Raw genomic sequence first — 24,472 nt, 5'->3', positions numbered from 1 at the left:
AGGGGTGTCTATCGTTGTAATCATAATGTAAAGAAAAATTTATAAAATTGCTAAGTTTTGTCGGAATTTATCATTTTTCAACTGTAATTGTCATAGTACATACATTTTATTCATATGTGTAACAAAGGTATATTTTGGAATTAATCTGTAAAATGAAGAAGGAAAGTAATCGTTTTTATGAGGTGAAATATTACTTGGAAAGCTAATAAAACACTAGTGAGGAATCGTTCTCATGTTAGGTTTTCTGACATGGGTCTGCTTTTTGTCAAGAAAATTATTTGTGTTCGGGCAAAGTTATTTTGTTGTCAGATTTAAATTTTTGATTTATGATTTTTAACAGGGACAAAATGTAGTGAATTGTCGAATAATATGTAATACTCTTAATTTCTTAGTTTTATAGAGATAGAATGAGAGATAGAGTGACACATCGAAGAGGGGGTTACAACAAATATGAAAAGAATAGGACTTGCATGGCAAATATTAATAGGGCTTGCGCTTGGTATTGCGGTTGGGGCGATTTTCTTTGATAATCCAGCTGTTGTGAAGTACTTACAACCAATTGGTGATATTTTCATCCGATTAATTAAAATGATCGTTGTACCGATTGTTGTAGCAAGTATTGTTGTTGGGGTTGCTGGTGTTGGCGATGTTAAAAAACTAGGTCGACTAGGCGGAAAAACAATTCTTTACTTTGAAATTATTACAACAATTGCAATTATTGTTGGTCTATTAATAGCGAATATTTTCCAACCAGGAAAAGGCGTAAATATGGAGCAGTTAACAAAGACAGATATTTCGAAATATACACATACGACAGAACAAGTACAAAGTCATTCATTTGCAGATACATTTGTAAATATTGTTCCAACGAACATTATGAAGTCGTTAGCTGACGGAGATATGCTTGCTATTATCTTCTTCTCTGTACTATTTGGTTTAGGTGTAGCAGCAATTGGTGAAAGAGGAAGACCAGTTCTTCAATTTTTCCAAGGTGTAGCTGACGCAATGTTTTACGTAACAAACCAAGTTATGAAATTTGCACCATTTGGTGTGTTTGCACTAATTGGTGTTACAGTTTCTACATTTGGTCTTGCTTCATTAATTCCATTAGGGAAATTACTAATTGTCGTATATGGAGCAATGATCTTCTTCGTCGTAGTTGTCTTAGGACTTACAGCGAAAATATTTGGAATCAACATTTTCCAATTCTTTAAGATTTTAAAAGACGAGCTGATCTTAGCGTATTCTACAGCAAGCTCAGAAACAGTTTTACCAAAAATCATGGAGAAAATGGAGAAATTCGGTTGTCCGAAAGCAATTACATCTTTCGTTATTCCGACAGGTTATTCATTTAACTTAGATGGATCAACTTTATATCAAGCAATTGCGGCTCTTTTCTTAGCACAAATGTACGGTATTGATTTATCTATTACACAACAAATTACATTATTGCTTGTATTAATGGTTACATCAAAAGGTATCGCAGGTGTACCGGGCGTATCATTCGTTGTATTATTAGCGACACTTGGTACAGTAGGTATTCCACCTGAAGGCTTAGCGTTCATTGCTGGTATTGACCGTATTTTAGATATGGCTCGTACAGCAGTTAACGTTGTAGGAAACTCTTTAGCAGCTGTAGTTATGTCTAAGTGGGAAGGTCAATATGACGCTGAAAAAGGACAAGCTTATTTAAAAGAGATTTCTGAAAAGGGTCAAGCGGCTTAATTATAATATGAACAAGCTCTCACATAATATGTGGGAGCTTTTCTGTATATAGAAGAGGAGCAGACATAATGAAACGTAAATATGGTGACGGTTCTTCGTGGAAGAGGCTAATAGAAAAGAGTTATACGGTTAAGCAAGTGGAAGAGGGAATGCTCGGAATACTGGATATAAAAAAAGTGAGAGAGCCTAGTTGTAAAGAATATGATGGTGAAGAACTTTGTATTGCAGCGGATCAGTATACGTGGATTCAATATTTCATAGACGGGAAAAACTTTGCGATTACCGCTATGTTAGATGATCAGAAAAAATTAGTGCAATATTATATCGATGTGGCGAAAGAATATAAAATAGACGATCGTGGTTTACCGTATTTTGATGATTTATATTTAGATGTAGTATTATTACCTAGCGGTAAGGTGTATGTATTAGATGAAGAGGAGCTAGAGGATGCTTATAAAAGTGGTGATGTCACGAAGGAAGAGTATGAGTTAGCTTGGTACACTACGAAATGGATATTAGCAACAATAAAAAATAATGAATTTTATTGGATTTCAATGTTGAAAGAAGAAATAGAAAAGTTAAAATGATTGTTGTATTCGAATTTTTGTATAATTACCAAAAAAATCTATACAAAAAATAATTGACTTTTGTTTTGTAAGCGAGTAAAGTTAGGAAAGAAATTATTATTAAAAAATAAATATGAAACCTTCTTATAAAGAGAGGCGGAGGGACTGGCCCTACGATGCCTCGGCAGCGGACTCGATTTCAGAGTGCTGTGCCAAATCCAGCAAGCGTGTGCTTGAAAGATGAGAAGAGTGTTTCTTATAGATGTATAAGACCTCTTCTCATCGGAAGAGGTCTTTTGTTATTCATTAGAAAAAGGTTGAAACTAGGGAGAGATGATACTTTGAAAGAAACGAGAGGAAATGGTTTAGCTTTATTACCACTTGGGATATTTTTGGCGCTATTTATTGGTTCTGGAATTATTACAGGTGATTTCTATAAATTGCCGATACTTGTAGCGATCTCAATTGCTGTAGGAGTCGCTTTAATGATGAATCGTAAAGAAAGTTTTAATGTGAAAGTAGAGCGGTTCGCTAAAGGTGCAGGGAATCCGGATATTATGATTATGGTATTAATTTTTGTGCTTGCAGGTGCATTTTCTGAAACTGCTAAAGGAATGGGCGGAGTAGACTCAACTGTTAATTTAGCATTAACTATTTTACCGCCAGGATTTATCGTAGCTGGAATCTTTGTTATTGGTGCATTTATTTCATTAGCGATGGGAACTTCAATGGGAACAATTGCAGCATTAGCGCCGATTGCTGTAGGTATTAGTGGTCAAACTGATATCTCAATTGCGCTTGCAATGGCTACTGTTGTTGGCGGAGCGATGTTTGGTGATAATTTATCATTTATTTCAGATACAACAATCGCAGCTGTTCGTTCACAAGGAACAGAAATGAAAGATAAGTTTAAAACGAACTTTTTAATTGTGTTACCAGCGGCTATTATTACAATTGTGCTATTAGTAATAGTTACTTCAGGAAGTGACACGCAAATTAAAGCACATAGCTTTGATTGGATAAAGATTTTACCGTACGCAGGAGTACTTATTACAGCGCTACTTGGCTGGAATGTACTTATTGTATTAACTGGTGGAACTGTACTATCTGGTGTTATCGGTCTTATAGATGGAAGTTACACGTTAGAAAGTTTCTTTAAAAGTGTAACGACTGGAATGGGCGGTATGATGGAGTTAGTATTACTTGCTATATTAATTGGCGGTATGGTTGAATTAATCCAATATAATGGTGGTATTCAATATTTAATGAATGTATTAACACGTAATATTCGTTCGAAAAAAGGAGCGGAATTTGGTATTGCTGGTTTAGTGAGTATGACGAATATGTGTACAGCGAATAATACGATTTCAATTATTTTTACAGGCCCGCTTGCAAAAAATATTGCAGATCAATATGAAATAGACCCTCGTAAATCAGCGAGTGTATTAGATCTTTTCTCATGTTGTGTGCAAGGATTAATTCCGTACGGTGCCCAAATGTTAACGGCAGCAGGATTTGCAGCGTTATCTCCAGTTGAATTGTTACCGTATGCATTTTATCCAATTTTAGTTGGAGTATGTGGGATTGTTTCTATTTTAATTGGGTTTCCAAGGTTTTCGAAAGTAGCTAAGAAAAAAGAGTATCATAAAACTGCTTAATTTAATATGAATGTTAGTAATTAAAAAACGTGCAGAGAATAGACTCTGCACGTTTTTTGCGTAAAGGGCTGAATATGACTCGGTCTTAAGTCTGAGTAGAAAACGGTTCTTAAGCTCGTTATGGAAAGATGAAAAAATAGTTAAGATAAGAGTATCAAATCGAAGGGAGGCAAGCACAAGATGAAACAATTTCTAGCGTTTATCGCAGCCGGTATTTTGGCTTTAATTGCTCTTGGTAGTCTTGCTGGTATTGTAGGATTCGCAATCGGAGCAGGAGTTGTATATTGGAGCTATAAATCATTTGTGCGAGCTAAATCATTTTTTGGAAAGTTAGCTTGGGGTATTGTTGGTTTAATCGGTTTATCCATTGCACTTTCTCATTCGCCAGCATTAATCGGTATCGCTGCTTTAGTGGTTTTATACTACGGATACCGTGAGTGGAAAAAAGAAAAAGATGTAGTTGTTGAATCTGCTCCAGAAAGTTCTAAATCATATAGCAACTTTGAAGATGAGTGGAACAAATTAATGAAAAACTAAAACAATAAATCAAATTATAATTAAAGTAGAAGAGAGGAAGATTTATAATGAAACAATCTTTATTCGGACGTGTACGCGATGCAATTTTAGCTGATTTTCATAACGTGTTAGATGAGAAGGAAAGAAAAAATCCAATTGCGATGTTAAACCAATATTTACGTGATAGTGAGCGTGAAATAACAAAAATTGAGAAGTTAATTGAGCGTCATAAAACATTAAAATCTAACTTTGCTCGTGAGCTTGAGCAAGCACGTTATTTCGTTAATAAAAGATCAAAGCAAGCTATCATTGCTCAAGAAGCAGGTGAATTACAATTGCACGAACGTGCGTTAGAAGAGGTAGCTTATTATGAAGGGCAAGTAACTCGATTAGAAGAAATGTATGCAGGTGTTGTAGAGCAAATTGATGAGTTAGAGCGTCGTCTTTCTGAAATGAAAAATAAATTAAAAGAAATGCACGCAAAGCGTATGGAACTAATGGCACGTGAAAATATGGCACATGCAAATCGTCGTATGAATACTGCGATGCATAAAATGGATGAAAATAATCCATTCTTACGATTTGAAGAGATTGAAGATCATATTCGTGACTTAGAAACTCGTATGAATGAAGAGCATGAGCGTGACACATTTGATATGAAAATTGCAAAACTTGAGCGTGAAATGAAAGAAAAGAATGATGTATCGTTAACGAAAGAGTTAACAAAATAATAGTAGTATATTATAAAACAGGCTTATGATATAGTGATAGGAGAAAAGGTGTTGGAAAGCAATGCCTTTTCTTCTATGTATATGTGACAAGAAGGGGGGAGCTGAAATGAAGAAACATTTTTCAAAGACACAATTAATGGGGATGCTCCTCATCATATTTGGGTTCGGTCTTTTTCTTGATATGATACTTGGACATTTTGAACCAGGTGGTCTCATTTTTGCATTTATTATGCTTATGTTTGGAAGGCATTATCGTAAAAAGAATCGTTATGTACGGGGAAATGTATTTTTATTTGTTGGTGGTATCGTATTTTTATTCTTCTTATTTTCATCAGCAGCATTTGTTCTTGTCGTATTTGCTTGTTTAGCTTTAATTGGTTATCAATTGATTCAACAAGGGCATCAGCAAAAAGCAATGAAGGTTGAAATTAAAGAAAAAGGGATGATAGACGAAGAGAAGCAAATATATCGTACAGAACCATATTTGAAAAATATGTTTGTAGGCAATGTGCGAATGATGGATCATATTTATGAACTTGAGGATATTAATGTTCAATATGGTGCTTGTGATGTGGAAATAGATTTAACAACTGCTATGATTCCAGAAGGGGAAACGGTAATTGTTATTCGAGGTGTCGTTGGTAATATTCGTTTATATGTGCCATATGATATTGAACTTTCTTTAAATCATTCTGTTATTGTCGGGCGTGTGCTCTTGCCAGGTCATGAAGAGACAGGGTTTAACCGCAATGTTACATTTAGAACAGAGCAGTATAAAGAGGCTCCTCGACGTATTAAAATTATTTCTTCGCTTGTCGTAGGCGACACGGAAGTGAGGAAAGTATAATGAAGAAACAAAAAAATATTTCGTGGATGTATATTCGTTATTCTATGTTGTCCTCTGTTAGTATCGCACTCATTTGTACAATTGTATATGTATGGAAAAGCGAGCAACAAGTGTATGATTTATTATGGAAGGAATCCATCGCTTCTGTTCCAATTGGCTTGTTTATTATGACTACAAGTTTACTTATCGGGGGAATTGTAGGATATGCAATCGGTTACTATATAGAGCAGCGTATACAAGGATTAAATACGTTTCTATTTGAAGTAGAGCGAGGGAATTTTCCGAGCGATGTTTCGTTTACTGCAGATGATGAATTTCATGAAGTGGAACGAAAAGTAATCGTTCTGGCTCGTCGATTAGAGGAGCAAGCTGGACTCTTTCAAAAAGTAACGAATGAACGAGCTCATTGGAATGAAGAGATGAGACAAGAAGCGATTTCTCAAGAAAGGCATCGTTTAGCAAGGGAGTTGCATGATTCAGTAAGTCAGCAGCTTTTCGCAATGTCGATGATGATGTCAGCGATTAATGAACAAATAACTGAATTTCCAGATGTGACAAAAAAACAATTGCAACTTGTTGAAAATATGGTTGTAAATGCTCAATCAGAAATGAGAGCATTGCTCCTTCATTTACGTCCTGTACAATTGGAAGGTAAGAAACTGACAGAAGGTATAGAGGAATTATTAACGGAATTATCGCGAAAACAACATATGAAAATTGAATGGCTTATTGAGCCAATAGAATTAAAAAAAGGTGTAGAAGATCATTTATTCCGTATTGTGCAAGAAGCGCTATCAAACACGTTGCGACACGCGAAGGCAAAGAAAACAGAAGTGCGCCTTCGAAAAATTGATCAATATGCGATTTTAAAAATCATTGATGACGGCGTTGGGTTTGAAGTAGGGGTTAATAAGGCTGGTTCATATGGCCTAAGATCGATGCAAGAGCGTGTTCATGAAATTGGTGGGACACTCAAGGTACTTAGTTTCCCGGCCAAAGGTACACAAATAGAAGTAAAAGTACCGATTATGATTGAGAGAGGAGGAGAAGTATGATAAAAGTATTGCTTGTCGATGATCATGAAATGGTTCGTATGGGTGTATCGGCATATTTATCTACACAGCCAGATATTGAAGTAGTAGGGGAAGCTGAGAATGGAAGAAAAGGATCAGAATTAGCATTGCAATTAAGGCCGGATATTATTTTAATGGACCTTGTTATGGATGAGATGGACGGTGTCGAAGCAACACGTGCTATTATTCAAGAATGGCCAGAAGCAAAAATTGTAGTTGTAACAAGCTTTTTAGATGACGAAAAATTGTATCCTGTTATTGAGGCTGGGGCGACCAGTTACTTATTAAAAACATCAAGAGCAAGTGATATTGCTGATGCTGTACGAGCTACTTATGATGGAGAAACAGTATTAGAGCCGAAAGTTACCGGGAAAATGATGTCCCGTATGCGTCAAAAGAAAGAGCAACCTTTGCATGATGATTTAACGGAAAGAGAGTTTGAGATTTTGTTATTAATCGCAGAGGGAAAAAGTAATCAAGAGATTGCGGACGAGTTATTTATTGCACTGAAAACGGTAAAGACACATGTGAGTAATATATTAAATAAATTGAATGTAAGTGACCGTACTCAGGCGGTTATTTATGCATTTAGGCATCAATTAACGAAGTGATAAAGTGAAACTTTAATCAGTGGGGAGGTTGTTCCTCCCCCACTGATTATCAGCCCTCACCAATCGGGCTTTTACGGGCAGTTAATGCGGGATAAAGTGAAACTTTAATTGGCGGGGAATTCCTCGCTGATTATTGGCTCGATACAATATAGATTTGGCGTTAAAACTATTGAATGTTTTTATTGACGATAAATAATGTAAGCGTTATCATTGAGGTGTTAACAGTACATATAAAGGGGAGAATGTATATGTTAGTTCAAACTATATTCGGAATGGATAAGTCTAAAAAATTAGGGGATTATGTGAACGCATTACAAGCGCTTTGTGAACAATATAATGTTGAAACAGATAAAATTGCGATTATTGAGGCTACAGAGGAATACTATTTATTTTTAGTAAAGCAAGAAGAGCACTATGATGTTGTCAAGGTAGAAACAGTTGATACGAATATTGAATATTATACGAAGGCTTATAAAATAAGCAGTTTTAATCATACTGCGTATCAAATGTAAAAAAACTCCCTTTTGGGAGTTTTTTTAGGAGGCTTTTACTTCGTGAGATTCGGTTACTAATGGAACTTTTTTCGTACCGCTTAACTTAGCCATTGCAAGACCAATAAGAGCTCCTGCTAATGCTGGTATTAGCCAGCCGATTCCTTCATTATATAAAGGGATAAATTCAAAATATGGTGTGATAAATGAAACTGAAATACCACCTTGTTTTAATCCATCAAATACGCTCACTACAGCTGCTCCAATTAAAGCACCTACATAAACAGAGCGATATCCACCGAAGTATTTATGAAGTAATGATAGTAGTACGAGTACAATCGCAATTGGATACACAACAAGTAGAATTGGAACAGAGATTGCGATAATTTTCGTTAAACCTAAGTTGGCAACTAGTAATCCTAATGCGCAAATGATACTCGCGAACGTTTTGTATGAAAATGTAGTCAATAATGTTGAAAAATATTGGCTGCACGCAGATACGAGTCCAACGCATGTCGTTAAACAAGCGAGTGTAACGATAAGAGATAATAGGAGCAAACCGTATGGACCGAATAATTGTTGTACGATAACAGTAAGTAGCTGTCCGCCATTTTTTGCATATCCGAGCGAGACGCTAGTTGCCCCAAGCCAGCCGAGTGCACCGTATACAAGTACGAGCCCTGTAGCGGCAATAAGCCCTGCTTTTGCTGTGGCGATGGCAATGGACTTACGATCATTCACACCTTTAGAGCGAATTGCATTTACAACGATAATTCCGAATGCAAGTGCTGAAATAGTGTCCATTGTTAAGTAGCCTTCCATAAAGCCTTTGAAGATTGGAGAAGTTTGATACTCTTGCATTGCTGGTCCTGATTGCCCAAGTGGTGTAAATACACTTTTAACAAACAATAAGAAAATAGAGAGTAATAAAATAGGTGTTAATACATTTCCAATACGATCAACAAGTTTAGATGGATTCAAACTCAGCCAAAATACGATAGTAAAGAAGATGATTGTATATACAAATAGCACTAGGCTGCTAGAGCGGATTGTTTCTGGTAAGAAAGAACTAACACCCATTTCATAAGCGACATTTGCAACACGTGGGATGCCCATAGATGGACCGATAGCAATGTATACAATTACTGTAAAGAAAATTCCGAATAATGGATGAACATGACTTGCAAGTTGCTGCATTCCATTTCCAGATAGAGAAATTGCGATAACAGTTAGTAGTGGTAAGCCAACTCCTGTTAGTAAAAATCCAATCATTGCTGGCCAAAAGTTTTCACCTGCATTTTGGCCAAGCATGGGAGGGAAAATTAAATTACCTGCCCCAAAAAATAAAGAAAATAGCATAAGACCCGTGAAAAAAATATGTTTTTTTGATACAGTGTTCATTGTTTTTCCTCCTTTTTTAAATTCATTTGTAAGAACACAAAAAACTCGTCCCTAAAGAAAGGGACGAGTTATATTTACCCGCGATACCACCCTAATTTACACATGTAGAAATAAATCTATATGTATACGGCTTTGCAACGTACAACATGATACGTGTTCCTTGTAACGGGGGACGGCCGGTAAGAACTTACTGTAACATTCGGTTCTACTTCTCGGAGATGATTTTCGGTTACGCGCTGAACGTTGGCTTTCAGCAAATCGCCAACTCTCTGGGGAACAGTTCTATAACGTACTCGTTCTCGTCAATGAATTTTTATTCAAGTATTCTGACAGTATTGTTGCATGTTTTTTTTAGAAAGTCAATATGTTTTTTGAAAGATATATTTATATACGGAAATATCGAAAGTGATATTCGTTGTTGTAAAGGAAATGATGAATTGTAAAATGGGAGTGAAAATTTGCGGAGAATTGTAAATTTTATAGAGAAAATTGATATTTATAGGAGTGAAGAAGGGATTGTTTGAATTTATAGAGAATAATACAACAATCCACTTGCTGGAAAGAACAAACCAAAAGAGGTGACTGAAATGCTTGCGATGGGAGTATTATTTGGCATTATTGCTATAATTGGTTTTATGTGGTTATATTATTCGCGTTCGTTTAAACAAGCAGAAGTTTTACTCTTTCAAAAAGGTAGTTTGTTGACAAATCAGTCTAGATATTTAGTATGTCCGAAGTGTGGAAGTGCACAGGCCAGAAGTGGAGGATATCAAGAGTGTTGCAAAATTAGATTATGAAAGAAAGGAAGCCTCACATTATTTTGTGAGGCTTCCTTCCTTACAACTTCATGGCGCTCCAAATTGTCCATCGATCTCTTTCAATAATAGGAGAGACGTTTTGTAATGCGGTCTGTATATGTTGTAGAAGTTGAGAAAGTTCATCATCTGTTAACTCATATAGAATGGATCGACCTGTTCGAGGAGATAAATCTTGCAATAATGTTTCTACAGAATCATGTATTTTTCGTATTTCCCATTGTGTTTGTGTGGGAAGTACATGAAGAGAATGTTTTTGTAATTCTGTCTGTATAGTGTTGGTTTTTGGACGTCTTTTTGACTCTATTTCAATAAGTTTTGGAAATAGAGAGAAAAAATATCCGCGAATGTGTTCGGGACTTCCTGGAATTGTACAATCTTCAATTGTTCGATCTTGTAAAATAAGTACACCGTTTTTATTTAATATACGAGAAGCTTCACGTAAAAATGTAGGAATGTCTTGTAAATGATGAATAACTGCACGCGAAATAACTATGTCGAATGTTTCATTAGGGTATGGGATATTATGTGCATCACCGTGGATGAATGAAATGTTTGAAAAGTTGTTACAATTTTCTTTTGCAGCTTGTAATATTTCTTTTGAAAAATCAAGTCCCACAACATTATTGGCTCCCATAAGAGCGAGTTCTTTCGTATAAATCCCACCACCACAGCCGATATCAATTATTTGCTTGTTTTGTATTTCTGTAATGTTTTTTACCATTTCAGCCCAAGAAATATGAGCGTTTCTTGTTGCATATGTGTACTTATTATTTTCATCATGAAAATTAATGGACATGATAAAGACCTCCTTTCAATGATTAGTATAGCGTATTTAATAGGATGTCACGTTTTTGTTTTATGTATGAAGATTATAAGGATTTCTTATCGTAAGAGGAGGATTAATTTGAAAGGGAAATATGTATTGGTGTTGTTGTTTGTTATGTTACTAGCAGCTTGTGGTCAAGTTGAACCGAAAAAAGAAACAAAAAAAGTAGAAGAGACGGTGAATGAAGTGAAAGAAACAATAGGGATAACCGTTATACAAAAAAAACATAAAGAGAAAAAGTTGCAGGAATCAGAAGCGAAGTTAGTAATAGACATTTTGAATAAAGCTGAGAAACAAGAAATAACAGGAAGCTTCGGTGAACCTGAATATGAAATACAAATTAGTAGAGATGGGAAAAAAGAAACTTATTATGCATGGTTAAGGGGAGAAGATAGACGAGGATGGGTGCAATATAAGAAAGCTATGTATATGTTGAATGAAAAAGATACGGAAAAGCTTTTGGATATATTTCCAAATGTCTCAGAACAAAAAGAAGATGAGATGCAGGTAAGCCCTTTAACGGAAGTAACAAAAAAAGATTTGCAGATTACCGCGTTTCATATTAAAACAGGCGATCAAAACGTGAATTATACGGTACGGTATACGATTTCACAATCACTATACAATAAGTTAGTGAAGGAGCAAGAATATTATTTGCAACTCAATTTTCCAGAAAAAGTTCAAAAATTAATTGGAGCAAAAGAGAGTGAAATGATTTTAGGTGAAAAAGTAAAGGAAGGGTATAAGCAATATGAATTACATGCTACTGTTCCGATAAAAAGCGCTTCAGAATCACAATTAAAATCATTAGAAACATATTACGAAAGTTATGATTTGAAAATATTAAACAGTAAAAAAGAAAAAATAGGTGTGTTTCAAAATATAATTCAGATTGTTAAAGATTATGGTGAAAAAATGAATTTTCAAAGATAAAGTGAGACTTTAATTAGCCCTTACGGATTGGAATGAATATAAACTCGTCAAATCTATATGACCTTTCCTAGGAAATGATAATAGAGAGGGGAAAGCACCCCTCTCTATTACTTTGCTTTTGCAGATGGCTCATTCATTGATTTTCGTGTAATAAGAAAAGAAATCATAAGAGCGGAAAGGATGACAAGGGCAATAAATACGTGATTGGGCAACAAATCTAATAATAATACGTAACTAACGGTATAAAAAATAAGAGTTGAAGCTAAAAACGATAGAGCACCTATTATAAGAGATTGTAAATTCATTTTTGTACACCTCCTTTTATTTATATTTTTGGCTGAAAATGGATTATATAAACATTATTTCTAACAATAGAAAAAAATATGTCATAATAGAGAAAAGAACAAGCTTTAATGAATGAATATGATTCATTAATGAGAGATAAAGGAGAGGAATATGAAAAATAATAAAAAAGGATTATGGGGAATTATTGTTGCGATAGGTCTATTTTTACTGTCTAAGTTAAAGTGGGTATTTGCAATTTTTAAATTAGCAAAGTTTTCAACGGTATTTAGTATGTTTCTATCGCTTGGCGCATACGCAGTTCTATATGGTTGGAAATTTGGAGTGGCGCTCATTTATTTGTTGTTTGTTCATGAAATGGGCCATTTATGGGCTGCGAAAAGAAAGGGGATCCCAACATCGCCAGCAATCTTTATTCCATTTATGGGGGCCCTTATTGGAATGAAAGAGATGCCGAAAAATGCGAAAGATGAAGCTTACATTGCCTATATGGGTCCGCTTTTCGGACTTCTGTCATTTTTACCCGCGATACCGCTTTATATAATGACGAAAGAGCCATTTTGGGCGCTTGTTATTTTGCTTGGAAGTATGATTAATTTCTTTAATTTAATTCCCGTTTCGCCGCTAGATGGTGGGCGAATTATTTCAGTTGTCAGTACTAAAATTTGGGGAGCAGGCCTTATTTTATTACTTGGCTATTCAATTTACTTTAAAAGTATTTTGGGAGGATTTATTGTTATTATCGGTTGTATGGAGTTATATAGAGTAATAAAGAGAGATGAGCCGATTAAGGAATTAGGGCATAAAATTGATGGGATGAAAGAATATGTTACTAGGCTTGAAGAGGAATTAAAAGAAACGGGTGCTGTACATCGGACTATATACGTGATGCATCATGAGATGAATGCATTAAGACAAAGAGAACGGGAAAAAGAGTTACAAATAGGTGAACTTCAAAAAATGGAAGTGTTAGAGTATCTTTTACCGAAGTTCGAACCGTTAGATTATGTTCCATATGAAGATGAAAAAGATGAGTATACAATTCACATAAGGGAAGCATTTGAAGCGTCAGAAAGAAAATTAAATGAATGGAAAACAGAAAAGGAACAACAAGAAAACTATTATAAAGTGGATGCGAAAACGAAATGGACAGTATTTGCTTGTTATATCGGATTAATGGCTATACTCGGTTACACTGCTTATGAAGGATATATTGTTTTACAAGAACATTTGCCAACGAGAAATGTATAGAAAAATATTGTCGAAATGATAGGAAGAATTTATACAGGAATTATATTTCTACGAGAGAAAGTTACAAGTATAGTCATACATTGTAATATTTTTAGTAGAGAAGGAGTTCTGTATATGAAGAAATTGTTAAGTGTATTCGGGATTATTATCGTGATGATCATTGCAAGCTATAGTCTTATGAAAGTGCTGTTACATTATGCGAATAAGCCTGCTGAGGTAAATACAATAGCTCAAATAGAAGATGTGCAAGAAGAGACAAAAGTGCTAAATTTTATTCGAATGACACATGAAAGCTATAATAATTTCTTAAATTACGGTAAAGCAGAGAATTATACAGACGGGGATTGGAATCAATTTAAGCAATGGTTTCAACAACAAGAATCATCGTTAAAAAATATACATACAGACATAAAGAGTGAAAAAATAAAACGTGATGTAAATAGAAGCTATGAAATTGTAAAAAAAGGTGTGGAACTTCAAAATATTGAGTATGTAGTGTATGCCCACCGTGTATATCATGACTTGGATATTATCGTAAATAAATATAGAGGTGAAACGAATATCTGGGGATATACGGAGTTTGGCGATGGGAAAGATATAAAAGTAATTGAACAAGCTATACAAACAAAATAATAAGCTAGCTAGAATTCTAGTTAGCTTATTTTCTTTTCTTTTGTAAATACAATGTTCATATATTATTCACAAAAACACCGTGTTAATAGTGATTAAAATCACAATCTGCATTATAAGATTCAGTTAAACTAAAAACAGTTAAGGAAATAGAGGAGTGGGATACAATGTTAAGTGCAAAAACAATTGAAATCGTAAAGTCAACAGTACCATTATTACAAGAAAAAGGCGTTGAAATTACAACGAGATTTTATGAAATTTTATTTTCGGAACATCCGGAGTTATTGAATATTTTCAACCATACAAATCAGAAAAAGGGAAGACAACAACAAGCGTTAGCGAATGCTGTTTATGCAGCTGCAACGTACATTGATAATTTAGAAGCTATTATTCCAGTTGTAAAACAAATTGGTCATAAGCATAGAAGTTTAGGTATTAAAGCAGAGCATTACCCGATTGTAGGTACATGTTTACTACGTGCCATTAAAGAGGTCGCAGGTGCACCTGATGAAGTTTTAAATGCATGGGGAGAAGCGTATGGTGTCATTGCTGATGCATTCATTAGCATTGAAGCAGACATGTATGAAGAAGCTGCACATAAAGAAGGTGGATGGAAAGACTTCCGCAACTTTGTGATTGTTAAAAAAGTGAAGGAAAGCGATGTTATTACGTCATTTTATTTGAAACCTGAAGATGGAGGGAAAGTTTCTTCATTCATCCCAGGTCAATATGTAACGATTCAAATCAATATTGAAGGTGAGACATATACACATAATCGTCAATACAGTTTATCCGATGCTCCTGGGAAAGAATATTATCGTATTAGTGTAAAAAAAGAAAAAGGTGTAGATACACCAGACGGTAAAGTGTCTAATTACTTACATGAACATGTAAAAGAAGGAGATGTTTTACCAGTAAGTGCACCAGCGGGAGATTTCGTGTTAAATATGGATTCAACATTACCAGTTGTACTAATTAGTGGTGGAGTAGGGATTACACCGATGATGAGTATGTTAAATACGTTAATTGAACAAGATTCAAAACGTAATGTATATTTTGTTCATGCAGCAATAAATAGTAATACACATGCAATGAAAGAACACGTTAAGGCAGTAGAAAATGAATATGAACAAGTTAAAGCATATACTTGTTATTCTGCACCGACTGAAAAAGATTTAGAAATGAAGAACTTTGATAAAGAAGGTTTCATTGAAAGTGAATGGTTAAAAACTATTATTCCGACAACTGAAGCAGAGTTTTATTTCTGTGGTCCAGTAGCATTTATGAAGCATATAAATGCTGCACTAACTGATTTAGGTGTGAAACAAGAGCATATTCATTATGAATTTTTCGGCCCAGCAACAAGCTTACAATAAGCAAAAAAACGAGGTATTTACTTTACCTCGTTTTTTATTTGTTCTCGTAATAAACGATTTACTGTTTCACGACGTATACCTATCAGTTGACCAATTTCGGTTTGTGTTAATATTTCATATATAGGAATGTCACCTAAATATAGGGTGAACCATTCTTGTAAACGATGAAGACGTTCTTTCGGAGAGACGGTTGTCAATTGATCAATTCGTTGTTGCATCATTCTTAATTTAGATTGTAATTGCATAGCGATGTTAGCATACGATTCGGGATTTGCTTGAAGTCTCTCGTACCATTCACTACTAGTGATCGGTTCCACTTCTGTTTTTATTAAAGCGATAGCTGTACCGTGATATTCTTTCGGTGAAATTAAAGAATGATGAGGTATCGTTTCACCTGGAACGATAATGTTGAATAAAAATGGTGTTCCGTCTTCTTCTAGCCGAACTACTTTTAATAAGCCTGTTTTTATAAAGTATAAAGGACCGTCCTCGCCTTGACGGAATAGTACATCTCCTTTGTGTAGAATCAATGTTAGCCCCCCATTAATATGTTTCTATTTCTTCTATTTTAGCGTATATGTATATAGACAATATGCTATTTCAACAGCAATTTCATTGACGAAATGTATGCTATTACAGTAGTATACTATTTAGTGTGTAATAGTACTAGCAATGAATACGCTGTAGGGGGTTTAGTATATTGTTAGATGCGATGAGAATGACGGATATGAGAATTCCGGCGAATGCTATCATTCATGTAGAAGAGATGAAAGGTGGAGTCGTTTTATCCGTTGAAGTAGACGGCCAAATTATTTATACGATGGCTTATGATGAAGAAACAGATAGCTATGCTGAATTATATGATCGAAACGATAAGAGGGCGTGCCAAGTACATGAAGACTTCATGGGGTGGTCACTTCTTCATTAAAAAAGATGTCAATATGACATCTTTTTTTATTAAATCGATAGAATATACAAAGAAATGAAATATAAGGATAAAATTTGTAATAATTGATTTTGCATTGTTAGCACTCTGTAACTGCAAGTGAACTATTTTTTCGCTATCATAAAGATAACAGTCGCAGTTATAGGAGTGGTCAACTTGAAGAAAGTACATATTTCAAATTATATGTTATTATGTGTTTGTTTAATTTTATTTGTTCTCCTCGGAGGATTTTTATATTCATGTGTATAAGAAAAACGCATTCTAAAAAGAATACGTTATAAAAGGGAAATAATGATTAATCTAGTTCCAAGAATAATCAACGTAATACGTAATAAATTAATTACGGCGTTACCACTTAGTTTTGTATTAATGTAAGCCCCGATTTTTCCGCCAATCCATGCACCCGGAATCAGGATTAATGCATAAATCCAGCTGACATTTCCAAGTGAGATGTGAGTTGCAGAACTTACAATTGCTGATAGAAATACGATGAACATTGAAGTTGCTACTGCAATATGTGCTGGGAATGCAAAAAGAAGCATCATTGCTGGAACAAGTAAGGCACCGCCACCAATTCCAAATAATCCAGATATAAACCCAACTATAAAGGCGATAAAGATAGCAAGAAACGGTGGGAATTGGTAGTGTACAGTATTTCCATCATTATCTGTAAAAGAACGCTTAATTACAGACGTATTTGAGAGGGAAAGAGGTTTTAATTTGTCTCGAAGCATAAGTAGAATTGAGACGAATATAAGGAAAATCCCAAAGTATAAAGAAAATGTGTCTTGGTTTAAAAATTTATTTGCCCATGATCCGATAATACCACCAGGGCCGCTTCCGATAAATAAAATAAGTCCACTTTTATAATCTACTCGCTTATGCTTCATGTAAGTAAGGGTGGAAGATAGTCCTGTGAAAACGACTGTTACCATAGAAGTCCCTACTGCAAGTTGTGGTGATAAACTGTGTAATCCAATTAATAACGGAACAATAATAATTCCGCCTCCAAGCCCAACTAGGCTGCCGACTGTTCCGGCGATTAGTCCGATGAAAAGTAACATGATGTATTCCAAAATTGCCAACTCCTCTAAATAACTTATCCACCAATTATTATACACGCTTTTTAATGAGAAATAGGCTTGTTCACAAAAAAGTCGTCTTCCTAGAAAAATAAGGAAGACGACTTTTGATTAGAAAACAAAATGTAATAGGTAGTAAAACAGAGCAGCTAAAGAAGCTGAAATAGGAAGTGTAATAACCCATGTAATTAACATGCGTTTTGCAGTTCCCCATTTTACCCCTTTCACACGGTGAGAAGCACCAACCCCTAAAATAGAAGAAGAGATAACGTGCGTCGTACTAACCGGTAAGTGAATGAATGTTGCACCGAAAATAACAAGTGATGATGATAAATCGGCAGCTACACCATTTACAGGACGAATTTTCATAATTTGTCCACCGACAGTTTTAATAATTTTCCATCCGCCGACAGAAGTACCAAGCCCCATTGCGATAGCACAAGATAATTGTACCCAGAACGGGATATCGCTAGAAGTATGATAGTTATTAGCCATAAGAGCCATCGTAATGATTCCCATTGCTTTTTGTGCATCATTCGTACCGTGTGTGTAGGCTTGTAATGCTGCAGTGAAAATCTGGAATATACGGAAGTTCTTATTCGTTTTTGTTAAGTTAAAGTTTTTAAATACTACTTTAAAAATACTGTATACGGTATAACCAATAACGAAAGCGATAATCGGTGAAATGATTAAAGCTTCAATAATTTTAATAAATCCTTTAAGATTTAGCGAGCTAATCCCAGCGGCCGCAATTGCTGCACCTGCGATTGAGCCGATAATTGCATGCGAAGAACTACTTGGAATACCGTAGTACCAAGTAATTAAGTTCCAAGCTATCGCCGCAAGCAAAGCAGCTAAAATTACAAGAGAACCATTTTGTAAGGCGAATGGATCAACGATATCTTTTGTAATCGTTTTTGCTACACCTGTAAATGTCATTGCGCCCAAAAAGTTCATAATAGCCGCCATAATAATGGCATGTCTAGGCTTTAGAGCTTTCGTTGAAACAGCCGTTGCAATAGCGTTTGCTGTATCGTGAAATCCATTGATAAAGTCAAAAGCTAAAGCGCAAATGACTACTAAAACGGTCAGTATCAAGAGTGTATCCATGATCAAACTCCTTACGCGTTCTTCATAATAATTGTTTCTAATACGTTTGCAACGCTTTGACAGCTATCAGCTACTTCTTCAAGCTCTTCGTAAATCTCTTTAAATTGAATAATCTTAATCGGATCTTTTTCACGAGAGAATAAGTTCTTAATCGCATGACGGCGAATATCATCACACTGTGATTCATAATCCTTAATCTTAATCGCATTTGTACGAATGTCGACTAATTTTTTGTTAGACATTAATTCAACAGAGTTTGCAATCTCAATCGCACATTGATTAATTGCTTCTACGAATTTAATCATGTATTCATCTGCTTCTGTAATAGAATACATTTCGAACAGACCAGCACTGTGATCTAATCCGTCTAATACATCATCCATACTCATTGCAAGTTGTAGGATGTCCTCACGCTCAATCGGAGTGATAAACGCTTTGTTTAACTCCATAATGATTTCGTGAATAAATGAGTCACCTTTTGACTCATACTCTTTCATGCGCATAGAAAACTCTTTTAAATCGCTAGCATTTTTAATTTTATACTCCACGAAAAACTGCGCGCCTTCTTTTAAATTTTCGGAAACATTCATTAACATTTCAGAAAATTTATCTTTTTTTGATTTAAAGACCATTATTGTTACCCCCACAAAAGTAATATATGTAAAATATATTGGCTAATCAATTCTAACAAAAAACTGTCGTTTTTTAAAACATTTTATCGAAAAGTTTACAAAAACTTAACATAACTCTCGTTGTTCTATTAATAATATTAATATCCAATAGTGAATATCTTACTTGTAGAATGTCCTTTTCTTGCAAAAAGTATGAATGTAAAAGAAAAGCTTTACACTATAGGAATGACTACGTTATTATAATAAATTTAAAAGGCGGTATATTCTTCCTTTTAAAAAGAAGAGTGTAAATAAATGAAGGAAGTGAACGAATGAAATTGAAGAACACTCATTTTAAAAAAATGCTTGAGTGGTTCAATAAGAGGAAGAAACTTCGTAATTCATTAATTGTATTGGGAAGTGTATTCGTTACTCTATTTATTGCTGTAAATATAATAATTTCCATTCAAGACATATCTGAACTAAAACAAGCTGTTCCACAACCGACTTTAATTTATGATGCAAATAATGAGGTCGCAACTAAATTAGCTTCTTCGAAAACAGAAGGCGTTAAAAGAAAAGATATTCCTGATATTATGGTTCAGGCAATTGTTGCAGTAGAAGATAAGGAGTTTTTTAACCATCATGGTATTTATTATAGTGGAATTATAAGTGCGGTTTTTAAAAATATTACAGCAGGAGAAGTTGTAGCTGGGGGAAGTACAATTACACAGCAGCTTGCGAAGAATGTATTTCTGACACAAGATCGTACATTTTCTCGTAAAATAAAGGAATACTTTTTAACAAAAAAAATAGAACGTACTTATACAAAAGATGAAATTATTGAAATGTATATGAATCAAATTTATTTTGGGGAAGGTGCTTGGGGTATAAAAAGGGCAGCAAAATCTTATTTTGATAAAGATGTAAAAGATTTAACAATTTCAGAAGCTGCAACGATTGCAGGCTTAATTAAAGCACCATCTGCATATTCACCTTATAAAAACTTTAACAAGTCAATTGAAAGACGTAATGTCGTATTAAGCTTAATGAAAGAGCAAGGGTATATTTCTGACGAACAGTATAATAAAGAAAAAGAGAGCGGTCTTGTATTAAAACGTGGTGTGGATGATAAATACAAGGGAAAATATTCTCAATATGTAGACTATATTGTTAGAGAAGCAATGGACAAGTACGAATTGACACAAAATGAAATTTTAGCGGGTGGTTATCGTATTTATACAGAGCTTGACCCGAAAAAACAACAAGCTGTAGAAGACGTTGTGAATAATGATAGTTATTTCAAAGATAATGGCTCAGACCAACTGATGCAAACGGGTGTAGTTCTTATGAATCCAAAAACAGGTGGTGTACCAGCTTTAGTTGGAGGGAGAGGACCGTATCAGTTTTTACAGTTTAATCATGCAACCCAATTAAAAAGACAACCTGGCTCAACGTTAAAGCCTTTAGCTGTATATGTACCCGCGTTAGAGCAAGGGTATGAAGTATACGATATATTGAAAGATGAACCATTTAATATTAAAGAATATAAACCACAAAATAGCGATCATACTTTTCACGGTGATGTGACAATGTATGAAGCTGTGGCAAAGTCGTACAATGTTTCGGCTGTTTGGCTATTGGAACAGATTGGATTAGATAAAGGATTGAAATCTTTAGAGCGATTTGGTATTCCATTAGTGCCAGAAGATCGTACGTATCCAATCGCTTTAGGCGGTATGCATGTAGGAACATCCCCATTTGTAATGGCTCAAGCGTATAGTACATTTGCAAATGATGGTGTTCAAGTGGAAGCTCATGCGATTAGAGAGATACAAAATGCGGAAGGTGAAACGATTGGAAAGTGGTATAAGAAAGAGACACGAGTGACAAGCGAGAAAATTTCTCAAAAGATGACATATTTATTAAAAGGCGTTGTCGAAAAGGGAACGGGCGAAAAGGCGAAAGTTAATAATGTTGATACGGCCGGTAAGACAGGAACTACTCAAATTGTAAATGGCCCAAGCACCGGTGCAAAGGATTCATGGTTTGTTGGATACACACCAGATTTGGTAGGTGCGATTTGGGTAGGATATGATAAAACAGATAGCGATCATTATGTTCCGGGTGGTAGTCAAATTACGACGACAATGTTCCGGGATATTATGAAAAAAGCGAACGCAAATCCAGCTCAAAAAGCATTTCAGTTATCGCTCATATCTGAGGCTGATTATAAAAAACAATTGACTACAATAGAAGAGGAAAAACGAAGAAAAGAAGAAGAGAAGAGAAGGAAAGAAGAGGAACAACAAAGAAAAAAAGAGCAACAAGAGTGGATTGATAAAGTGAAAGAATGGATTCCTTCATTTTGGTAAAAGAAAGAGGCGAATAATGAAATTCGCCTCTTTTTTGTATGAAAAACAAAATGAAACTTTAAACGATTGAAATTATCCCTTCTCCGTACTAGTTACTACTCGTTAAGTATAATGTTCGTATTGCCAAAGGATTGAGAATCGTATGTGACAATTATTTTTCCTTTACTAATAGGTTCGTAAGGTAATTCTTCTTCGTAATTACCATTATTTTCATTGTGGATAGAAAGTGTAATTTCATCGATTTTTTTATTTGTATACTGATCTTTAATCGTTTCAGCAATTTGAAGTAACGCTTCGGAACTAGAAGCTTTCGTAATAAGCATTCCCGTTATAACTTTCTTTTCATTTTTTGTTGCATTGGAATAAGGGATGTTGCTTTGTTTCGTATACAAAATTTTGTATGGAACAGTTTTTCTATCTGCTTTTGAAATAGTGGAATATTTTAGAGTTAAAAAAAATCCTACACATAAAATAATGCATACCATAAGAGCAATCCAAATGCGTATCGGTGACATAACTCTCATTTTTCATCCCTCTTTCATATCTTTGACTTCATTATTTATCATACAAAATGAGGATTAAGATAGAGTAAATTTGAGGTAAAGAAACGTAAAGAAGGAGCACTTATCCTCCCAAACAAGTGCTCCTTTTTATTAAAAGAGAGATTTAATAGACAATCAAAATCACATCTATTACTTATAAATGTGCTTAGTCCTCCCAAAATATTTTCGGAAATTGTGGTTAGTAAATTCGGAAGACAGATAGTGTCGCAGTTGTATCGCCCGCAGGTCCTTGAGCGCCTTGAGGCCCTTGAGCACCAGTAGTCCCCGTAGTTCCTCCGCCTAGGCAACCAAATCCATATTGAACTAGAATAGCTTGGCCAAGAGCTTGAAGAAGTCTAACGAATTCTGTAAGTTCGGACTTAGAAATGTTAATATGACTGCAAGCTCTGACTTCGCAACAATCATTACCATAAAATACTTTTCCTTTATTTTTATTGTTCATCTTTTCATTCTTTTCTTTCATAGAATCATTAGTCATTACTATATATTAAAATGAAATTTATACTAAATTCGTGATGGACAAACTACCATTTCTAAAAAAATAAGAAATTGGCCCACCTAGAAAGAAATAAGTAAGATATAGAGAAAGGTTTATGTAATGTAAAAAAGAAAAGTGCAACATAAAAAACTACATGCTAATTGTTGGGAGTGTTTAACAATTGGCATGTAGTTCGTGGATTAGTCCTTTATTTACATTGATTTAATTTTTCAAGGGTTGTTTTAGGTAAGATTGGAATTGAAATAGTGAAAGTTGTACCATCTTCATTACTAGTCATTTTTAATGTGCCGTTATGATTTTGGATGATTTTTTTTGTTACTGACAAGCCTAGTCCTGTTCCCGAATCCTTCGTTGAGAAGAATGGATCAAAGATATATTCTTGAATAGCTGGATGAATACCAATTCCATTATCTGTGAAAGTAATCCGAACGAAGTTATTAAGGCGATAACTAGTAATTTGAATAGAAAGAGGTTTGTCGCCTTGAGCATCGACGGCATTTTGAAATAGATTTAAAAACACTTGAACAAGTTCATGTCGATCAATATTGACTAAAATATCATCTAATTCATTAGAGAAGTTATAATCAATTGAAATATTATGCAAGGAGACTTCACTAGCTAGTAACTGTTGAATATAGTCACGTAAAAATGTATTGATGGGAAACGGTTCTCTTGTAAATTCCCGTGTTTTTGAAATGGCTAAAAATTTTGTAATAATATTATTTGCACGATCTAATTCAGGGATAAGCAAGTTTTTAAATAACTCTTTATTTGATGGAGAAATGCTTTCTTGTAAAAATTGTAAGTATCCTCGTACTGTTGTAAGAGGATTTCGTACTTCGTGTGCAATTCCAGCTGCGATTCGCCCTGCTAACGAAAACTTCTCAGCATCACGTTCTGTATTTAAATAATGAAAGACACTAATAACTCTAAAAATCTCCCCGTTATAATCGCGAATAATTCGGTTATTTATAATGCCATAGTTTTTGTCTAAAACTTCTTCATTATATATTTCTGTTCCCGTTTTTAATGTTTCAATTGCTTTAATTTTTTCTTCCGGCAAGTTTAGTAATTGTTGAATCGGTTTTCCGATAATATCATTTCGTATCACACCGAAATCATCTGCAGCAACTTGATTACATAAAGTAATATTCCCTTTACTATCGATAAAGGTTACATGATGTGAAAAGGCATCAAAAATATGTACAAAGTGTTTTTCAAGTTGTTCAAATAAAAATAATGAATCACAAGTAAGTTGAAAATGAGCCTCTTTATTCTCTTTTGGTATTTCTTGAATGGAATGAGTCGTTCTAGTTTTCTTTATTCGTAAACCAATATGTGGATTTTTGTATGTGAAATGATGTGGTAATTGATTCACAAGTTCTTCATAAAAACGTACTTTATTTTCTAGTTCTTCAATTCGTTTTTCATGAGATACAGTAGCATCGTTTGGAAGCATAAATAAATAACCCCTCATTTTAAAAATTCTTCCATATAGTATATCATATTTTTATAAGGATACTCTTAAAG

The 24,472-nt window shown here is 34.6% G+C and carries 26 protein-coding genes, 1 riboswitch and 1 other annotated feature; of the genes, 16 read left to right on the top strand and 10 right to left on the bottom strand.

What is annotated here, in order from left to right; all coding sequences use genetic code 11:
* The first annotated feature begins 450 nt into the window (after positions 1–450).
* The 9 genes from gltP to ACS2CR_RS02205 all read left to right on the top strand — a co-directional run bounded on the left by gltP (position 451) and on the right by ACS2CR_RS02205 (position 8,239).
* Positions 451–1,725, top strand: coding sequence for a glutamate/aspartate:proton symporter GltP (gene gltP / locus ACS2CR_RS02245; protein WP_000821131.1), 1,275 nt, complete (start codon positions 451–453; stop codon positions 1,723–1,725).
* 68 nt (positions 1,726–1,793) lie between these two features.
* Positions 1,794–2,312: a DUF402 domain-containing protein gene (locus ACS2CR_RS02240; protein ID WP_000824661.1), complete on the top strand. Its 519-nt coding sequence runs from the start codon at positions 1,794–1,796 to the stop codon at positions 2,310–2,312.
* A 120-nt stretch (positions 2,313–2,432) separates the two neighbouring features.
* Positions 2,433–2,538: riboswitch (SAM riboswitch) on the top strand.
* A gap of 94 nt (positions 2,539–2,632) precedes the next feature.
* Positions 2,633–3,949 (top strand): Na+/H+ antiporter NhaC family protein, encoded by a 1,317-nt coding sequence (locus tag ACS2CR_RS02235; RefSeq protein ID WP_000665486.1) that lies wholly within the window; start codon positions 2,633–2,635, stop codon positions 3,947–3,949.
* 180 nt (positions 3,950–4,129) lie between these two features.
* The gene (locus tag ACS2CR_RS02230; RefSeq protein WP_000808641.1) at positions 4,130–4,486 is read left to right on the top strand and encodes a lmo0954 family membrane protein; all 357 of its coding nucleotides are present in this window, start codon (positions 4,130–4,132) and stop codon (positions 4,484–4,486) included.
* Between the two features lie 47 nt (positions 4,487–4,533).
* A complete protein-coding gene (locus tag ACS2CR_RS02225; RefSeq protein WP_000814127.1) occupies positions 4,534–5,196 on the top strand; it encodes a PspA/IM30 family protein in 663 nt (220 codons plus the stop codon).
* Between the two features lie 106 nt (positions 5,197–5,302).
* Positions 5,303–6,043 (top strand): cell wall-active antibiotics response protein LiaF, encoded by a 741-nt coding sequence (gene liaF, locus ACS2CR_RS02220; RefSeq protein WP_000716096.1) that lies wholly within the window; start codon positions 5,303–5,305, stop codon positions 6,041–6,043.
* Positions 6,043–7,098 carry a sensor histidine kinase gene (locus ACS2CR_RS02215; protein WP_000744326.1) on the top strand — a complete coding sequence of 352 codons (1,056 nt, stop codon included), beginning with the start codon at positions 6,043–6,045 and terminating at the stop codon, positions 7,096–7,098. Before liaF ends, ACS2CR_RS02215 begins: the two co-directional genes overlap by 1 nt.
* Entirely contained in the window at positions 7,095–7,727 is a 633-nt protein-coding gene (locus tag ACS2CR_RS02210; RefSeq protein WP_000598707.1) for a response regulator, read from the top strand. The genes ACS2CR_RS02215 and ACS2CR_RS02210 overlap by 4 nt, the downstream gene beginning before the upstream one ends.
* Before the next feature lie 173 nt (positions 7,728–7,900).
* Positions 7,901–8,239 (top strand): DUF3922 domain-containing protein, encoded by a 339-nt coding sequence (locus ACS2CR_RS02205; protein ID WP_002061028.1) that lies wholly within the window; start codon positions 7,901–7,903, stop codon positions 8,237–8,239.
* Positions 8,240–8,263: 24 nt separating this feature from the next.
* Here ACS2CR_RS02205 and brnQ3 read toward each other — a convergent pair whose 3' ends face one another.
* The gene (brnQ3, locus tag ACS2CR_RS02200) at positions 8,264–9,619 is read right to left on the bottom strand and encodes a branched-chain amino acid transport system II carrier protein BrnQ3 (RefSeq protein ID WP_001099140.1); all 1,356 of its coding nucleotides are present in this window, start codon (positions 9,617–9,619) and stop codon (positions 8,264–8,266) included.
* Between the two features lie 56 nt (positions 9,620–9,675).
* Positions 9,676–9,934: a binding site (T-box leader), on the bottom strand.
* 272 nt (positions 9,935–10,206) lie between these two features.
* Here brnQ3 and ACS2CR_RS02195 point away from each other — a divergent pair.
* Positions 10,207–10,416 carry a hypothetical protein gene (locus tag ACS2CR_RS02195; protein ID WP_000880630.1) on the top strand — a complete coding sequence of 70 codons (210 nt, stop codon included), beginning with the start codon at positions 10,207–10,209 and terminating at the stop codon, positions 10,414–10,416.
* 40 nt (positions 10,417–10,456) lie between these two features.
* Here ACS2CR_RS02195 and ACS2CR_RS02190 read toward each other — a convergent pair whose 3' ends face one another.
* Positions 10,457–11,233, bottom strand: coding sequence for a class I SAM-dependent methyltransferase (locus ACS2CR_RS02190; protein WP_000026286.1), 777 nt, complete (start codon positions 11,231–11,233; stop codon positions 10,457–10,459).
* Positions 11,234–11,341: 108 nt separating this feature from the next.
* Here ACS2CR_RS02190 and ACS2CR_RS02185 point away from each other — a divergent pair, with 108 nt between their 5' ends.
* Positions 11,342–12,196, top strand: a complete 855-nt coding sequence (locus ACS2CR_RS02185) for a hypothetical protein (RefSeq protein WP_053512842.1) — start codon at positions 11,342–11,344, stop codon at positions 12,194–12,196.
* Between the two features lie 107 nt (positions 12,197–12,303).
* Here the strand turns inward: ACS2CR_RS02185 and ACS2CR_RS02180 are convergent, their stop codons facing one another.
* Positions 12,304–12,501: a hypothetical protein gene (locus ACS2CR_RS02180; RefSeq protein ID WP_001053356.1), complete on the bottom strand. Its 198-nt coding sequence runs from the start codon at positions 12,499–12,501 to the stop codon at positions 12,304–12,306.
* Positions 12,502–12,652: 151 nt separating this feature from the next.
* On the opposite strand from ACS2CR_RS02180, the gene ACS2CR_RS02175 reads away from it, so the two are divergent.
* From ACS2CR_RS02175 to hmpA, 3 genes are all read left to right on the top strand, one after another.
* Positions 12,653–13,750, top strand: a complete 1,098-nt coding sequence (locus tag ACS2CR_RS02175; protein WP_000794491.1) for a site-2 protease family protein — start codon at positions 12,653–12,655, stop codon at positions 13,748–13,750.
* Positions 13,751–13,864: 114 nt separating this feature from the next.
* A complete protein-coding gene (locus ACS2CR_RS02170) occupies positions 13,865–14,383 on the top strand; it encodes a hypothetical protein (protein ID WP_153602475.1) in 519 nt (172 codons plus the stop codon).
* A 164-nt stretch (positions 14,384–14,547) separates the two neighbouring features.
* Positions 14,548–15,756 (top strand): NO-inducible flavohemoprotein, encoded by a 1,209-nt coding sequence (gene hmpA, locus ACS2CR_RS02165; protein ID WP_053512844.1) that lies wholly within the window; start codon positions 14,548–14,550, stop codon positions 15,754–15,756.
* Positions 15,757–15,773: 17 nt separating this feature from the next.
* Here the strand turns inward: hmpA and ACS2CR_RS02160 are convergent, their stop codons facing one another.
* Positions 15,774–16,286: a Crp/Fnr family transcriptional regulator gene (locus tag ACS2CR_RS02160; RefSeq protein ID WP_000600585.1), complete on the bottom strand. Its 513-nt coding sequence runs from the start codon at positions 16,284–16,286 to the stop codon at positions 15,774–15,776.
* Positions 16,287–16,456: 170 nt separating this feature from the next.
* Between ACS2CR_RS02160 and ACS2CR_RS02155 the strand changes: the two genes are divergently transcribed.
* Entirely contained in the window at positions 16,457–16,684 is a 228-nt protein-coding gene (locus ACS2CR_RS02155) for a hypothetical protein (protein WP_000883009.1), read from the top strand.
* A gap of 293 nt (positions 16,685–16,977) precedes the next feature.
* Here ACS2CR_RS02155 and ACS2CR_RS02150 read toward each other — a convergent pair whose 3' ends face one another.
* From ACS2CR_RS02150 to ACS2CR_RS02140, 3 genes are all read right to left on the bottom strand, one after another.
* Positions 16,978–17,778, bottom strand: a complete 801-nt coding sequence (locus tag ACS2CR_RS02150; RefSeq protein WP_000455762.1) for a sulfite exporter TauE/SafE family protein — start codon at positions 17,776–17,778, stop codon at positions 16,978–16,980.
* Between the two features lie 117 nt (positions 17,779–17,895).
* Complete coding sequence (locus ACS2CR_RS02145; protein ID WP_000380273.1) at positions 17,896–18,894, bottom strand: inorganic phosphate transporter; 999 nt, start codon at positions 18,892–18,894, stop codon at positions 17,896–17,898.
* An 11-nt stretch (positions 18,895–18,905) separates the two neighbouring features.
* On the bottom strand, positions 18,906–19,526 hold the full coding sequence (locus ACS2CR_RS02140) for a DUF47 domain-containing protein (protein ID WP_000231449.1): 621 nt from the start codon (positions 19,524–19,526) through the stop codon (positions 18,906–18,908).
* A 311-nt stretch (positions 19,527–19,837) separates the two neighbouring features.
* Between ACS2CR_RS02140 and ACS2CR_RS02135 the strand changes: the two genes are divergently transcribed.
* Entirely contained in the window at positions 19,838–21,880 is a 2,043-nt protein-coding gene (locus ACS2CR_RS02135; protein ID WP_000769232.1) for a transglycosylase domain-containing protein, read from the top strand.
* A gap of 95 nt (positions 21,881–21,975) precedes the next feature.
* Here the strand turns inward: ACS2CR_RS02135 and ACS2CR_RS02130 are convergent, their stop codons facing one another.
* The 3 genes from ACS2CR_RS02130 to ACS2CR_RS02120 all read right to left on the bottom strand — a co-directional run bounded on the left by ACS2CR_RS02130 (position 21,976) and on the right by ACS2CR_RS02120 (position 24,401).
* On the bottom strand, positions 21,976–22,404 hold the full coding sequence (locus ACS2CR_RS02130; protein ID WP_001265589.1) for a hypothetical protein: 429 nt from the start codon (positions 22,402–22,404) through the stop codon (positions 21,976–21,978).
* A 217-nt stretch (positions 22,405–22,621) separates the two neighbouring features.
* Entirely contained in the window at positions 22,622–22,906 is a 285-nt protein-coding gene (locus ACS2CR_RS02125; RefSeq protein WP_002100864.1) for a hypothetical protein, read from the bottom strand.
* A gap of 223 nt (positions 22,907–23,129) precedes the next feature.
* Positions 23,130–24,401 (bottom strand): ATP-binding protein, encoded by a 1,272-nt coding sequence (locus ACS2CR_RS02120; protein ID WP_000937241.1) that lies wholly within the window; start codon positions 24,399–24,401, stop codon positions 23,130–23,132.
* Positions 24,402–24,472 lie beyond the last annotated feature (71 nt).

Origin of the sequence: Bacillus cereus group sp. BceL291 (assembly GCF_051776705.1) — a bacterium.
Taxonomy (GTDB): domain Bacteria; phylum Bacillota; class Bacilli; order Bacillales; family Bacillaceae_G; genus Bacillus_A; species Bacillus_A cereus.
This window is presented reverse-complemented; position numbering and strand designations above follow the sequence as displayed.